Consider the following 12,028-nt stretch of genomic DNA (forward strand, 5'->3'; position numbering starts at 1 on the left):
ATGACGACAACATCGACAGTCGGCACCAACAATACGACCAACAACACGGCAAATTCGTCATCAAGCAGCAGTTCTGCTGCCGCAAAGGCGAGTGTGGATTACAATTCCTTTCTGAAACTTCTCGTCACTCAGATGCAGAATCAGGACCCCACACAGCCGATGGATGCGACGCAATATGTCTCGCAGCTTGCGACATTCTCCAATGTCGAACAGGCGGTGCAGATGAACAGCAAGCTCGAAACACTGATCGCCAATTCCTCGCTTTCGCAGGCTGAAGGCTGGATTGGCCGCACGCTGACCAGTGCTGACGGTACAGTTACGGGTGTGGTCAAGTCTGTCACGATTCAGTCGTCGGGGATGCTTGCTGAACTCGAAGACGGCAAGACGATGCTGATCGGTCAGGGCGTCAAGATCAGTTAAACGATGTCTCCAAAGCCGGGTGCGGGTTTGGAGACAATGGCATGTGCTAAAATATGGATTGAGACGCAGTTTCGATAGTTTAACTGAACCGAAACTGTGCAAAAGCGCTGTGCGCTGAGGACCTTACCTGTGAACGAAGCTGATGCGCTCGATATCGTCAATTCGGCGATCTGGACCGTGCTTATGGCAAGCGGACCAGCCGTGCTTGCGGCGATGCTTGCAGGTATCGGCATTGCGCTTTTTCAGGCTTTGACCCAGATTCAGGAAATGACGCTGACTTTCGTGCCGAAGATCATCGTTATTTTCGTGGTGCTTGCCTTCACCGCGCCATTTGTTGGTGCGCAGATCAACTCTTTCACGCTGCTTGCCTATTCGCGCATCGAAAAGGGTTTCTAGAGCGCGTTTCGATCTGATTGGATCAGATCGGCGCCGTAAGCCTTTTAATTTGACGCATAATCTTATCGATCTTCGGTTCACTCCGATAAGACTTTTGCTCTAACGCAGCCCTCGCGCAAGCTTCGTCGTATATGTTGCGTCTGACAACAGGAGACGGACGTGCAGCAGGCAGCAGCTAAGCCATTGACAAAACGCGGAATTCTGACCGGTAGCGACATGGGTCTTGCTGCCGGTATCGTCATTATTCTGACAGTGCTTTTCCTGCCTGTTCCAGCGGTTGTTCTGGATATCGGCCTCGCTTTCTCGATTGCGTTCTCCGTCCTTATCCTCATGGTTTCGCTCTGGATTCAACGTCCGCTTGATTTCTCGGTCTTCCCGACAGTGCTGCTGATTGCGACCATGATGCGTCTATCGCTCAATATTGCGACGACGCGTGTGATTTTGACTCATGGTGACGAAGGATATTTAGCTGCAGGCCATGTTATTCATGGCTTTTCGCAGTTTGTGATGGGCGGTGATTTTGTCATCGGTCTTGTGGTTTTCGCGATCCTCATCATCGTCAACTTTCTCGTCATCACCAAGGGTGCGACGCGTATTGCGGAAGTGGGTGCCCGCTTCACGCTCGATGCTATCCCCGGCAAGCAGATGGCGATTGACGCTGATCTTTCGTCGGGTCTGATCGACGAAAAGCAAGCACAGCATCGCCGTCGTGAACTGGAAGAGGAAAGCTCGTTCTTCGGTTCGATGGACGGCGCGTCCAAGTTCGTGCGCGGTGATGCGATTGCTGGTTTGATCATTACCGCCGTCAATATTTTCGGCGGGATCATCATTGGCGTTACCCGCCATGGTATGGATATTTCGGAAGCTGCTGACGTCTTCACCAAGCTCTCGGTTGGTGACGGTCTGGTTACGCAGATTCCTGCGTTGATCGTTTCGCTCGCAGCGGGTCTTCTTGTGTCCAAAGGCGGGACGCGCGGTTCCGCTGATCAGGCAATCTTTGGTCAGCTCGGTGCTTATCCCAAGGCGCTTCTGATTGCTGCCTTCCTTCTGTTCGTTCTCGGTATCATGCCAGGCCTTCCGGCTTTCCCGTTCTTCCTGCTTGGTGGTGCGATGGCATTTGTCGGTATTGCCGTGCCACGCCGTCAGGCGCGTCAGCGCGAGGCGGAAGAGGCAGAAGCACAGTCGAAGCAGCGTGACGCAGAAGAGCAGGAGCGCAACTCGGTCAAGGCTTCGCTTGAGACCACACAGATCGAACTTTGCCTGGGCAAGCAGCTTTCCGCACGTCTCATCGCTTCGCAGCAGGAGCTGGCGCATCGCGTCGCCAAGATGCGCAAGAAGTTTGCTCAGGAATATGGTTTCGTCATTCCAGAGATCAAAGTTACTGACGATATTTCGCTGCCGCCAAAGAGCTATCGCATCAAAATTCACGGTACCGCCGTTGCGAGCCATGAATTGCGGGTTGGTGAAATTCTCGTGGTGCTGGGCGAGCGTCCATTGCCATCTATTCCGGGTGAAGAAGTACGTGAACCAGCTTTCGGTATGCGTGCTTATTCCGTGCCGGAGACTTTTGCTTCAGATCTTCGCCGCGACGGCTATATGACTGTCGACAACTTGTCGGTTCTGCTCACCCATCTCAGCGAAATCGTGCGCAACAATCTGGCGCAGCTTCTCTCCTACAAGGATATGCGTATTCTGCTGGACCGCCTTGGTCTGGAATATCGCAAGCTTCTGGAAGATATTTGCCCGGCCAATATTTCCTATTCGGGGCTGCAGGCAGTCTTGAAACTGCTGCTTGCGGAGCGAGTCTCGATCCGTAATCTGCATCTTATTCTTGAATCCATCGCCGAAATTGCGCCTCTGGTCCGCCGGCCTGAGATGATCGTCGAGCATGTTCGGATGCGGATGGCGCAGCAGATATGCGGCGATCTTTCAGACAATGGTGTTCTTAACGTGCTTCGTCTTGGCAATCGTTGGGACCTCGTGTTCCACCAGAGCCTCAAGCGCGACAATAAGGGCGAAATCGTCGAATTTGATATCGACCCGCGCCAGCTTGAGCAGTTCGGCACAGAAGCAACCACAGCGATCCGCAAACATTTCGATAGCGGCGAGCGTTTTGTCCTCGTTTCTTCGCCGGAAGCGCGCCCTTACATTCGCATGATTATCGAGCGGCTGTTTGCAACGCTTCCCGTGCTGTCGCATGTGGAGATTGCGCGTGGTGTCGAAGTGAAATCGCTCGGCGCGATTTCCTGACGGGGGAGTGAACCCGTTGCCCATCACGCAACTGCCGATCAATGAACTTGTCTTCGCGGCCATGCTTGCATTCTGCCGCGTTGGCGCATGTCTGATGCTGATGCCCGGCATTTCAAGCGGACGCATTCCCTTGCAGGTCCGATTGTTTATCGCGCTGGCCTGTTCTTTCGCAGTCTTGCCTTTGGTGATCCAGAATATTGTTCCGAGCTTAAATGGCAGCCATCCGCTGGCGCTGTTTCGTCTGATGCTCAGCGAAATGTTCGTCGGAGGGGTGATCGGAATTCTGGCGCATATCTATTTCTGGGCATTGCAGTTCATGGCCAACATGATGGCGATGGCTGTTGGCTATTCGGGCACCCCGGCAGACGCGATTACAGAAGCAGAACCACAGGCAACGCTTGCGACCATTGTTACTTTCAGCGCGCTATTCTTGTTTTTCGTCACGGATATGCATCTTGAAATTCTGCGAGCGCTGCTGAGCTCCTATACGGCTATTCCTGTTGAGGGGCATTTCAGGCCTGATGCTGCGATGATCGACATCAGCGATGCACTTTCTGCAGCATTTCTGGCGACGTTACGCATCGCAGCACCCTTTATTGTGTTTGCGATTCTGGTCAATTTCGCCATCGGTCTTATCAATAAGCTGACGCCGACGATCCCGGTCTACTTTGTGTCGATGCCCTTCGTGCTGGGCGGCGGTCTTCTGGTTGTCTACTTCATCCTGCCCGAATTGCTGCGTTTTTTTACCGGCGAAGCTGCAACGCAGTTACGCGATTTGTTCTGAGGATTGCATGGCTCAAACCAATGCCCGTAATCTGAAAAAGCTCATCACCTTGCAGAAGCTCGGCGCTGCACGGCTGGAAGCCTCGCTGGCTGTTACCAGCAACCGCAAGACTGTTCTGGATGAAGAACGTGACGCGCTGATCGCCATGCAGGATCGCCGTTATGACGGCGATCCCTTTACTGTCGATCCATCTCTGCTCATCAAACGGCTGGGGGCGAATGCGCTCGCAACTGAACAGATTGAGCAGCAGCTCGAATCAGAACGCAGCGGGCTTTTGAAAGAACAACGTCGGGTAGAACTTTTGGAAGATCGGCTGGAAACTGTTCGCAATGATTTCGAAAGACGAGAGCTTGCAAGCCTGATTGAAGAGTTTGTTAGTCGGAAAACCACCGCGTCGTAAGGCTATAAGTCGCGACAAAAATAGAAAAATAGTAAATAAAATCAGTTAATTGAAATAAATCTGGTGAGTTTGCACCAGCCGCGTTGACCAAGGCTTTGTCTTAAAATTGAAACTGATTCGTACCGCAAGCTTCAGTCAAGTTTGACAGATTAATGTGCAATCAAGAGATGAAGAAAGGCAAGTTGTATGGCGATTAATCCGCCGTCAGATCTGGTTATGGACGTGGCGCGTGCGGCTGATCCGCAGGCCTATCGCCTTGCGGCAGAGCGTCTGAAATCTATATCGGCAAGCACTGGTCCGGTGAGCGCTGATACGGATACGGGATCAAACTTCGTCAGTTTTTCTGAAAGCCTGGCTTCAGGCGTTCGGTTCAATCCGCAAGGGGCGAACACGGTCAATCCGGCTTATCGGAAGTTTGAAGCTTTCATGCTGCAATCTTTCGTTCAGTCGATGTTTACCAGCGATACGACAGCTACCTTCGGCAAGGGCATCGCAGGCGAATATTGGAAATCGATGATGGCCGAAGCGATGGCGAACAAGATGGCTGATACCGGCGGCGTTGGTATCGCTAGAATGCTTGAAGCGCAGGCAGCGCAAAAGGTGCGCGCGGAAAACGCGTCAACCTTGGCCTTAGGAGGCGTGATCGACGATCTGGGACAGGGAATGAACACAGACGCAGTTTCAAAAGATATCGTTCACGGATTTGAACGGCAGCTCATTCAGAAACAACTGGGAAACAATGAAAGTGGAGATCGCGCTCGTAGCTGATGCTGAACACCAAGCGCAGAATCGAGCGGTCAGGACAGCAAACCCTTCCAAGGCCTGACCGGCGAATAACATCGCGACCTGCTTATACGTATAATTGAGGAACCCGAAAATGACTGACACAAGCTCCGAAATCAGCCTGTTGCCGCAAGTGGCGGAAGCAGCACTGGAGGCAGACCCGGTTCAGGAACTGGAACAGCAGCCTGTACTATCGCCGGTCGTGCGTGCAATTCAGCGTCTTGAGGAGGTCATTGATACTGAAACTCGGCTTCTGCTTGAAGGCGGACATCCGGATCTCGCTGAGATTAATTCACGCAAGAGCCGGGGCCTGTACGAGTTCAACAAGACAATCAAAAAGGCTGCAAGCCTTGCAGAGCCAGCGACGATGAAGGGATTGCAGCCATTGCTGGATAGCCTCAAGCAGAAGCTTGAGAAGAATTGCGAAGCGCTGCAGTTGCATCTGCGCGCTGTTGGCGAGCTGGCCGATCTTATTCGCGGCGCGCTTGAAACGCAGGATGCCGACGGCACTTACAGCATGCAGAGCGCGAGGCTCGGTCACGCAAGATGATCCGCACAATCGTAATCGGTCTCTGGATCTGTGCAGTCGCTTTGGGCTCGCTGTTTTTCGCCGTTCGCCAGAATGATGGCTCATCTGGTGAGGTGAAAGCGGAGGCAGGAGGATTCGGCGGGCTCGATTACGTCAAAACGGATGTGATGAGCGTTCCGATCATCTCCAATGGTAGCGTTGCGGGCTATGTCGTGACGCAGCTGGTTTATACGATTGATTCGAATATCCGGAAAAAGATCACGGTTCCGCTCGAATTTTTCATCAGTGACGAGATTTTTCGTAAATTCTATGGCAGCTATTCGGATACGAAAGACGTCGAGAAGGTGAAGTTCGAGGATGTTCGGGCATCAATTATCACTGACTTAAATGCACGCTTTCCGGAACCGGTCATAAAGGACCTGCTTGTCGAACAATTCAATTATATTTCCGCTGAAGAAATCCGCGCCATGAATATGCGTGGCAGCAGTGCACCACCGGAGCAAGCTTCCGGCAAACAAGCCACAGCTCATAGTGAGTAATATTTTCCTGCGAGCTGATTGAGGCGTTCCTCATCAAGCTCTGGAATTAATGCATCGGTTATCAAACGAACGCCAATTTCACGTTTTTGACGCCAGACTATCTGCGCCAGAATCGCCCGTGCATAATGATCGTCGAAGAGCCAAAACCGTTCAGGAAGATTTGGAACCTCTATAACCCGCAATCGCGCTCCGTGCGGAGCAATATCGCAAAATTGGCATTCGATAATGAAACGACCATCAAGATCAATAATTTTCCCGGATCGCAAACGCGTGCGCTGTCGCTCCTCCTTACGTCGCTCATGAGACGGCTTGTTGCGCACCATAGGTTTTTGCCTGCTTGTTCCCCTTGAAGAAGAAATATAGCAGGGATCGCTTTAGTAAGCGTTACCTAACTTCAGTGCGTGCCGCATTTTTCACACAAACCACGCAATTCCAGCGTCGTTTTGCGTGATTTGAAACCGCTCTGCACGCTCCAGGCGCTCACAAGGTTCTCGATCGCTGAATCGGAGAACTCCGTCACCTGCCCACATTGCTCGCAAATGGCGAAAGCAATCAAGCCATGCTCATGGCATTGTGGATGCGCGCAGGCAACGAAAGCGTTGAGGCTTTCGAGACGATGAATCATCCCGTAATCCAGTAGCTTTTCCAGTGCACGATAGACCTGCAACGGTGCGCGAAAGCCATCATCGCGTAGCTGATCAAGGATCGTATAGGCGCTGAGCGGGCCATCCGCTTTGGACAGCACATCAAAAACCAGCGACTGATTGCGCGTCAGGTCATGCGTTGCGTGCGTATGGGCATGGTTGTGATCGTGATGATTGCTCATTGTCCAGCGGTCCGTTTCGGTGAAGCCTGTCTCTTATGTAGTGGTAAGAGGCTTAAAATGAAAATAGCTAGTGCAGCAACGACAATTGATGGGCCGGAAGGCGTATCAAATTCTACCGAACCATAAAGCCCGCCGATAACGCCAAGCGCGCCGATGACGGATGCCATAATGGCCATTTGCTCCGGTGTCGATGCGAAGCGCCGTGCGGTGGCAGCAGGAATAATCAGAAGCGATGTAATCAGCAGGATTCCGACAATCTTCATAGAAATTGCGATAACGATTGCCAGCAAAAGCATAAAGATAATGCGAGATAAGGCCGGGTTAAGGCCCTCAGCGCGCGCAATATCTTCGCTCAGTGTTGCAGCAAGCAGCGGTCGCCAAAGCCACGCCAGTACTGCGAGCACCAGAATGCCGCCGCCATAAATAAAGGCAATATCCAGTCGCGAGACAGCCAACAGATCGCCGAACAAGAACGATAGCAGGTCAACACGCACCCATGTCATAAAGGCTACGATGACCAGCCCAAGTGACAGAGTTGCGTGGGACAGAATGCCCAGAAGAGAATCTGCCGAAAGCGAATGCCGCTTTTGCAGCAGAAGCAGGATCGCCGAGATTGCAACTGCGACTGCAAACACGCCGATCATAAGGTTGATGTCGAGGATCAGCGCTAAAGCAACCCCCAGCAGGGCCGAATGCGCCATCGTATCGCCGAAATAGGCCATACGTCGCCACACTATAAAGCAGCCGAGCGGACCTGTGGTCAGTGCAAGGCCGATACCGGCAATGAGGGCGCGAGTGAAAAAATCGTCAAGCATGTGGCTTATCTCCCTCATGGTGGTGATGGTGCTCACCATCATGATGATGACCGTCATCAGAGTGGCAATGATCTGTCACGCTGCCATCGGCATGCATAACGCGGCCATCCGGCAGATGCGTGTGATCATGGTGATGCTCATAAACGGCCAATGGACCAACGGCACGGCTTCCGAACAAGCGCACATATTCGGGGCTTGTTGTCACGTCGCGGGGTGTGCCGCTGCAACAGACATGGCCATTGAGACAAATAACGCGGTCGGTTGCAGCCATCACCAAATGCAGATCATGCGAAATCAACAACACGCCGCAGCCGGTATCGTCTCGCAGCTTCGCGATCAGTTCATAAAGGGCAGCTTCACCGGAAAAATCGACGCCCTGTACGGGCTCATCGAGCACCATAATATCTGGTTTGCGGGCGAGGGCGCGCGCCATCAGTGCGCGCTGAAACTCGCCGCCAGAGAGGTTTGCAAGTTCAGCCTTGAGAAGATGCGCGATTCCGACTGCATTAAGCGCGTGGAGAATATCGGCTTTGGAAAGTGGTCCGGTCAACGTCATAAGGCGTTCAACAGACAGCGGCATAGTCCGGTCAATATTGATCTTCTGCGGCACATATCCGATGCGCAAGCCTTTGAGATGGTGGATTTCACCTTCATCGGGCTTCAGAATACGAAGTGCCATTTTGGCCGTCGTACTTTTCCCCGCACCATTGGGACCAATGAGCGTGACAATTTCTCCGCGATGAATCGTCAGGTCGACATTGCGCACCAGCCAGCGACCGTCACGATGAACGCCGGCACCTTTTAATTCTATCAGTGGCTCCCGCGTGGCATCTGCGGGGAGTGCGGTCTTATGGGCCATATAAAATGAGCTTTCGCTGCCTTTTTGAGAGTATGAGCCTGTTTATCTGCCGATAAATAGCTGCTCCCGAAATTCTTGTCTCAAGATGCGTGAACGATATGCCGATTCGCGATCATTTGCGTCTGACGCTTTCGTACTGTGAACAATTCTCCAAAAAGAGGTTGTGTCTCCTTATTGCAGACGTTATAGCATAACGCAAACGATGTAATAAAATAACATATCACTCACATATGTTGTTGCGCTTCAACGGACGTTCAAGAGAGATTTTGAGAAAGCTATCATGAAACACCTGAAATCCCTGCTTTTAGCATCTGCCTTTATGACTGTTCTGAGCGGAGCGGCTTTTGCCGCCGAGCGCGAAGGCGTCGTTGTGTCGATAAAGCCGCTGCATTCGCTGGTCTCTGCAGTGATGCAGGGTGTCGGCGAGCCGACATTGATCGTTCAGGGGGCGGGATCGGAGCACTCTTATAGTCTCAAGCCTTCTGATGCGAAGGCGATTGAGGGCGCAAAAGTTATTTTCTGGGCAGGCCCTTCGATGGAAACATTTCTCGATAAGCCAATCGACACACTGGGCGAAGGCGCAAAAGTGGTCGCGCTTGGTGAAACAGATGGTTTGACGAAGCTAAAATTCCGTGAAGGTGGACCGTTTGAGGCACACGATCACGGACATGACCATGGTGCTGAAGCGCATTCCCATGACAGTCATGATCACAAGCATGATGACGGGCACGATCATAAGCATGATCACGCCGATGAGGCCGCTGAAAAGGGCCATGATCATCACCATGGCGAGTTTGATCTGCATTTCTGGCTAGATCCGCAGAATGGCAAGGTGCTGGTTGGTAATATCGCCAAGGTTTTGAGCGAGAGCGATCCGGAACATGCAGCGCAATATGAAAAGAATGCTGCTGATTATGCCGACAAGCTGGATGCGTTGAATAAGGATATTGAAACGGAACTTCAGCCTGTCAAAGACAAGCCGTTCATCGTCTTCCACGATGCATACCAGTATTTTGAGAATCGTTTTGGCGTTAAGGCAGCTGGATCAATCACGGTCAGCCCGGAAAAGGCACCGGGTGCGGCGCGCATCAAAGACATTCACGAGAAAATCAAATCGCTGGGTGCTGTCTGTGTTTTCTCTGAACCGCAATTCGAACCCAAGCTGGTCAATACCGTTATTGATGGAACAGACGCAAAGACGGGCGTTCTAGATCCGCTTGGTGCGGAATTGAAAGACGGCCCGGACCTTTATCCGCAGCTTATTCGTAATCTGGCTGACTCACTGAAAAATTGTTTGTCGAAATAGCACTGGTCACACCTTCATTCCGGGACCCCACCCGGAAGTGGCCAGTTGTTGTGCCGGACCGTCTTAAATGATGGTCCGGCATAACTGATCAGTGAAAGCTGATTAAACCAATAAGGAACTTATTTTGCGTTCATTCCATGGGGCGCATCGAGTTTGGTTCGATTGCTGAATATCATGCTTAAAGGTGGCTTTGCTGCCTCTTTTCAGCTAAACTGATGTAATGATATAACATTAAATTAGCTAGCAATGCTGCAAGCGCAGCTGATCTTACAAACGCCAGCGAAGGATTTGTCATGAAAAGGCTTCCCGTCACTGTTTTATCCGGCTTTCTCGGTGCCGGTAAGACGACACTTCTTAATCATGTTCTCAATAATCGTGAGAATCGCCGTGTTGCAGTGATCGTCAATGATATGAGCGAAATCAATATTGATGCAGCATTGGTCCGCGAAGGTGGGGCCGACCTGTCACGCACTGAAGAACAGCTTGTTGAAATGACCAATGGCTGCATTTGCTGCACCTTGCGAGATGATCTTCTCAAAGAAGTGGCGCAACTTGCTGCACAAGATCGGTTCGATTACCTGCTGATCGAATCGACTGGCATATCCGAGCCTTTACCCGTTGCCGCCACATTCGAATTTCGCGATGAGAAGGGCGAAAGCCTGTCTGATCTCGCGCGTCTTGATACGATGGTCACGGTCGTTGACGCCGCCAATTTGCTCAAAGACTATTCCTCCAGCGATTTTCTGCGGGATCGCGGCGAGTCGCTTGGTGACGAAGATGAGCGCACGCTGGTCGATCTGCTGGTCGAGCAGATCGAATTTGCGGATGTCGTGATACTTAACAAGGTTTCGACTGCGTCCACAGAAGAACTCGACCTAGCGCGTAAAGTGATCCGTTCGCTTAATCCTGATGCCCGGATTGAAGAAGTCGATTTCGGCCAGATTCCGCTGGATGCTATTCTCAATACGAAGCGCTTTGATTTCAATCGCGCACATGAGCATCCACTTTGGTATAAAGAACTATACGGCTTCAATGACCATATTCCCGAAACAGAAGAATATGGTGTTCGCTCATTCGTCTATCGGGCGCGGCGACCGTTTGATCCGGCACGTTTCCAAGCTTTCATCGACAAAAGTTGGCCGGGTGTTGTCCGCACCAAGGGCTTTTTCTGGCTGGCAACGCGTCCTGATTATGTGGGTGAACTGAGCCAGGCCGGTGCATTGGTTCGAACAAACAAGCGCGGGCGCTGGTGGTCGGCAATTCCGCGCAGCTATTGGCCTCAGGAACCCGAATGGCATCGTGCGATGCAGGACTATCTCGACGCTGAATGGGGTGATCGTCGGCAGGAGATTGTCTTTATCGGCGTCGATCCCATGGATAAAGCGTCGATCATTGCCAAGCTTGATAGTTGTCTGGTGACGGAAGAGGTGTTTAAGCCGGAAAGCTGGCGACGACTCAACGATCCGTTTCCGAGTTGGTCTGCTGCAGCTTAAATCTTACTCAGCCGAAAGTATGGCAAGTTCCGAGGCCCTGCTGTCGGCAAGTGTACGATGATCGAGCACATTGGCGATAGCTTCACGCACATCCAGCATCATGTGGCGAACTTCGCATTCCGTCTCATCGCAGTCGTCACATGGTTGATAATCGGTCTTGCTGGCACAGGCGATCGGCGCAAGCGCACCGTCCAACGCACGGATAATATTGCCAATGTGAATTTCATTGGCTGGACGCGCCAGACAAAACCCCCCGCCTTTGCCTTTACGACTAAGGACAAAGCCCGCATTGCGCAGTTCGGTGAATATATTATCGAGAAATTTGCGCGGAATATGATGACGCTCAGCAATCTCGCTTGCTGAAACCAACTGGCCATCGGAGACACCTGCGAGATGCACCATAGCTTTCAGGCCGTATTTGCCTTTTTTCGTTAGCATTGCATCCCTGTTGTCATATCCGGCGGACGATCTAAACTCTGTTTCTCTCTTTTAAAAGAATTAGGCAGGAAAGCGGGGCGGGACAAGTTACCTTCGCGTCGCATGCGGTGACACAAAGAGTATTTTGTTTCAAACCGAGTTGCCTTGCAGGGCCAATGCCAGTGCGCCCTGCAAACTATCCCGCTGCGCG

The 12,028-nt window shown here is 52.0% G+C and carries 16 protein-coding genes (1 of these 16 only partly in view); 10 read left to right on the plus strand and 6 right to left on the minus strand.

Translation table 11 applies throughout. The annotated features are described in order from the left end of the window. From flgD to RI570_RS14150, 8 genes are all read left to right on the plus strand, one after another. A complete protein-coding gene (gene flgD / locus RI570_RS14115) occupies positions 1-420 on the plus strand; it encodes a flagellar hook assembly protein FlgD (RefSeq protein WP_313829189.1) in 420 nt (139 codons plus the stop codon). Positions 421-549: 129 nt separating this feature from the next. Beyond that, positions 550-816: a flagellar biosynthesis protein FliQ gene (fliQ, locus tag RI570_RS14120; protein ID WP_064321443.1), complete on the plus strand. Its 267-nt coding sequence runs from the start codon at positions 550-552 to the stop codon at positions 814-816. 159 nt (positions 817-975) lie between these two features. Continuing rightward, the gene (gene flhA, locus RI570_RS14125) at positions 976-3,066 is read left to right on the plus strand and encodes a flagellar biosynthesis protein FlhA (RefSeq protein WP_409558674.1); all 2,091 of its coding nucleotides are present in this window, start codon (positions 976-978) and stop codon (positions 3,064-3,066) included. 16 nt (positions 3,067-3,082) lie between these two features. Continuing rightward, complete coding sequence (gene fliR / locus RI570_RS14130) at positions 3,083-3,850, plus strand: flagellar biosynthetic protein FliR (RefSeq protein ID WP_313829190.1); 768 nt, start codon at positions 3,083-3,085, stop codon at positions 3,848-3,850. Positions 3,851-3,857: 7 nt separating this feature from the next. After that, on the plus strand, positions 3,858-4,250 hold the full coding sequence (locus tag RI570_RS14135; protein ID WP_313829191.1) for a hypothetical protein: 393 nt from the start codon (positions 3,858-3,860) through the stop codon (positions 4,248-4,250). A 186-nt stretch (positions 4,251-4,436) separates the two neighbouring features. Continuing rightward, positions 4,437-5,018 carry a rod-binding protein gene (locus RI570_RS14140; RefSeq protein WP_313829192.1) on the plus strand — a complete coding sequence of 194 codons (582 nt, stop codon included), beginning with the start codon at positions 4,437-4,439 and terminating at the stop codon, positions 5,016-5,018. Positions 5,019-5,127: 109 nt separating this feature from the next. Beyond that, the gene (locus RI570_RS14145) at positions 5,128-5,583 is read left to right on the plus strand and encodes a flagellar protein FlgN (RefSeq protein WP_313829193.1); all 456 of its coding nucleotides are present in this window, start codon (positions 5,128-5,130) and stop codon (positions 5,581-5,583) included. Next, positions 5,580-6,101 (plus strand): hypothetical protein, encoded by a 522-nt coding sequence (locus tag RI570_RS14150; protein ID WP_313829194.1) that lies wholly within the window; start codon positions 5,580-5,582, stop codon positions 6,099-6,101. The genes RI570_RS14145 and RI570_RS14150 overlap by 4 nt, the downstream gene beginning before the upstream one ends. Here the strand turns inward: RI570_RS14150 and RI570_RS14155 are convergent. From RI570_RS14155 to RI570_RS14170, 4 genes are all read right to left on the minus strand, one after another. Further along, on the minus strand, positions 6,089-6,424 hold the full coding sequence (locus tag RI570_RS14155) for a PilZ domain-containing protein (RefSeq protein ID WP_313829195.1): 336 nt from the start codon (positions 6,422-6,424) through the stop codon (positions 6,089-6,091). The two genes, RI570_RS14150 and RI570_RS14155, sit on opposite strands and share 13 nt — an antisense overlap. Before the next feature lie 71 nt (positions 6,425-6,495). Then, positions 6,496-6,927 carry a Fur family transcriptional regulator gene (locus RI570_RS14160; RefSeq protein ID WP_313829197.1) on the minus strand — a complete coding sequence of 144 codons (432 nt, stop codon included), beginning with the start codon at positions 6,925-6,927 and terminating at the stop codon, positions 6,496-6,498. Continuing rightward, positions 6,924-7,784 carry a zinc ABC transporter permease subunit ZnuB gene (gene znuB / locus RI570_RS14165; protein WP_409558695.1) on the minus strand — a complete coding sequence of 287 codons (861 nt, stop codon included), beginning with the start codon at positions 7,782-7,784 and terminating at the stop codon, positions 6,924-6,926. The genes RI570_RS14160 and znuB overlap by 4 nt, the downstream gene beginning before the upstream one ends. Further along, positions 7,735-8,601, minus strand: a complete 867-nt coding sequence (locus RI570_RS14170) for a metal ABC transporter ATP-binding protein (RefSeq protein ID WP_313829198.1) — start codon at positions 8,599-8,601, stop codon at positions 7,735-7,737. Before RI570_RS14170 ends, znuB begins: the two co-directional genes overlap by 50 nt. Positions 8,602-8,881: 280 nt before the next feature. On the opposite strand from RI570_RS14170, the gene znuA reads away from it, so the two are divergent. Then, entirely contained in the window at positions 8,882-9,907 is a 1,026-nt protein-coding gene (znuA, locus tag RI570_RS14175) for a zinc ABC transporter substrate-binding protein ZnuA (RefSeq protein ID WP_313829199.1), read from the plus strand. A 293-nt stretch (positions 9,908-10,200) separates the two neighbouring features. Then, positions 10,201-11,400, plus strand: coding sequence for a zinc metallochaperone GTPase ZigA (zigA, locus tag RI570_RS14180; protein WP_313829200.1), 1,200 nt, complete (start codon positions 10,201-10,203; stop codon positions 11,398-11,400). Between the two features lie 3 nt (positions 11,401-11,403). On the opposite strand, the gene RI570_RS14185 is transcribed toward zigA, so the two are convergent. Beyond that, positions 11,404-11,838: an Rrf2 family transcriptional regulator gene (locus tag RI570_RS14185; RefSeq protein WP_313829201.1), complete on the minus strand. Its 435-nt coding sequence runs from the start codon at positions 11,836-11,838 to the stop codon at positions 11,404-11,406. Between the two features lie 129 nt (positions 11,839-11,967). After that, on the minus strand, positions 11,968-12,028 hold the 3' end of the coding sequence (locus RI570_RS14190; protein ID WP_313829202.1) for a BadF/BadG/BcrA/BcrD ATPase family protein. The gene runs 803 nt beyond the window's last position; the window shows 61 of its 864 coding nt (coding positions 804-864); its start codon lies beyond the right edge, outside the window — the gene reads right to left on this strand; the stop codon is at positions 11,968-11,970.

The sequence above is a fragment of the Brucella pseudogrignonensis genome, assembly GCF_032190615.1.
In the GTDB taxonomy this organism is placed as follows: domain Bacteria; phylum Pseudomonadota; class Alphaproteobacteria; order Rhizobiales; family Rhizobiaceae; genus Brucella; species Brucella pseudogrignonensis_B.

What these genes read in the sequence shown, in the direction of transcription:
- RI570_RS14135 (WP_313829191.1), top strand. Translation starts at nt 3,858, where the DNA reads ATGGCTCAAACCAATGCCCGTAATCTGAAAAAGCTCATCACCTTGCAG.
- znuB (WP_409558695.1), bottom strand. Translation starts at nt 7,784, where the DNA reads ATGATGGTGAGCACCATCACCACCATGAGGGAGATAAGCCACATGCTT.
- RI570_RS14155 (WP_313829195.1), bottom strand. Translation starts at nt 6,424, where the DNA reads ATGGTGCGCAACAAGCCGTCTCATGAGCGACGTAAGGAGGAGCGACAG.
- znuA (WP_313829199.1), top strand. Translation starts at nt 8,882, where the DNA reads ATGAAACACCTGAAATCCCTGCTTTTAGCATCTGCCTTTATGACTGTT.
- RI570_RS14160 (WP_313829197.1), bottom strand. Translation starts at nt 6,927, where the DNA reads ATGAGCAATCATCACGATCACAACCATGCCCATACGCACGCAACGCAT.
- flgD (WP_313829189.1), top strand. Translation starts at nt 1, where the DNA reads ATGACGACAACATCGACAGTCGGCACCAACAATACGACCAACAACACG.
- RI570_RS14150 (WP_313829194.1), top strand. Translation starts at nt 5,580, where the DNA reads ATGATCCGCACAATCGTAATCGGTCTCTGGATCTGTGCAGTCGCTTTG.
- RI570_RS14140 (WP_313829192.1), top strand. Translation starts at nt 4,437, where the DNA reads ATGGCGATTAATCCGCCGTCAGATCTGGTTATGGACGTGGCGCGTGCG.
- zigA (WP_313829200.1), top strand. Translation starts at nt 10,201, where the DNA reads ATGAAAAGGCTTCCCGTCACTGTTTTATCCGGCTTTCTCGGTGCCGGT.
- RI570_RS14170 (WP_313829198.1), bottom strand. Translation starts at nt 8,601, where the DNA reads ATGGCCCATAAGACCGCACTCCCCGCAGATGCCACGCGGGAGCCACTG.
- RI570_RS14185 (WP_313829201.1), bottom strand. Translation starts at nt 11,838, where the DNA reads ATGCTAACGAAAAAAGGCAAATACGGCCTGAAAGCTATGGTGCATCTC.
- RI570_RS14145 (WP_313829193.1), top strand. Translation starts at nt 5,128, where the DNA reads ATGACTGACACAAGCTCCGAAATCAGCCTGTTGCCGCAAGTGGCGGAA.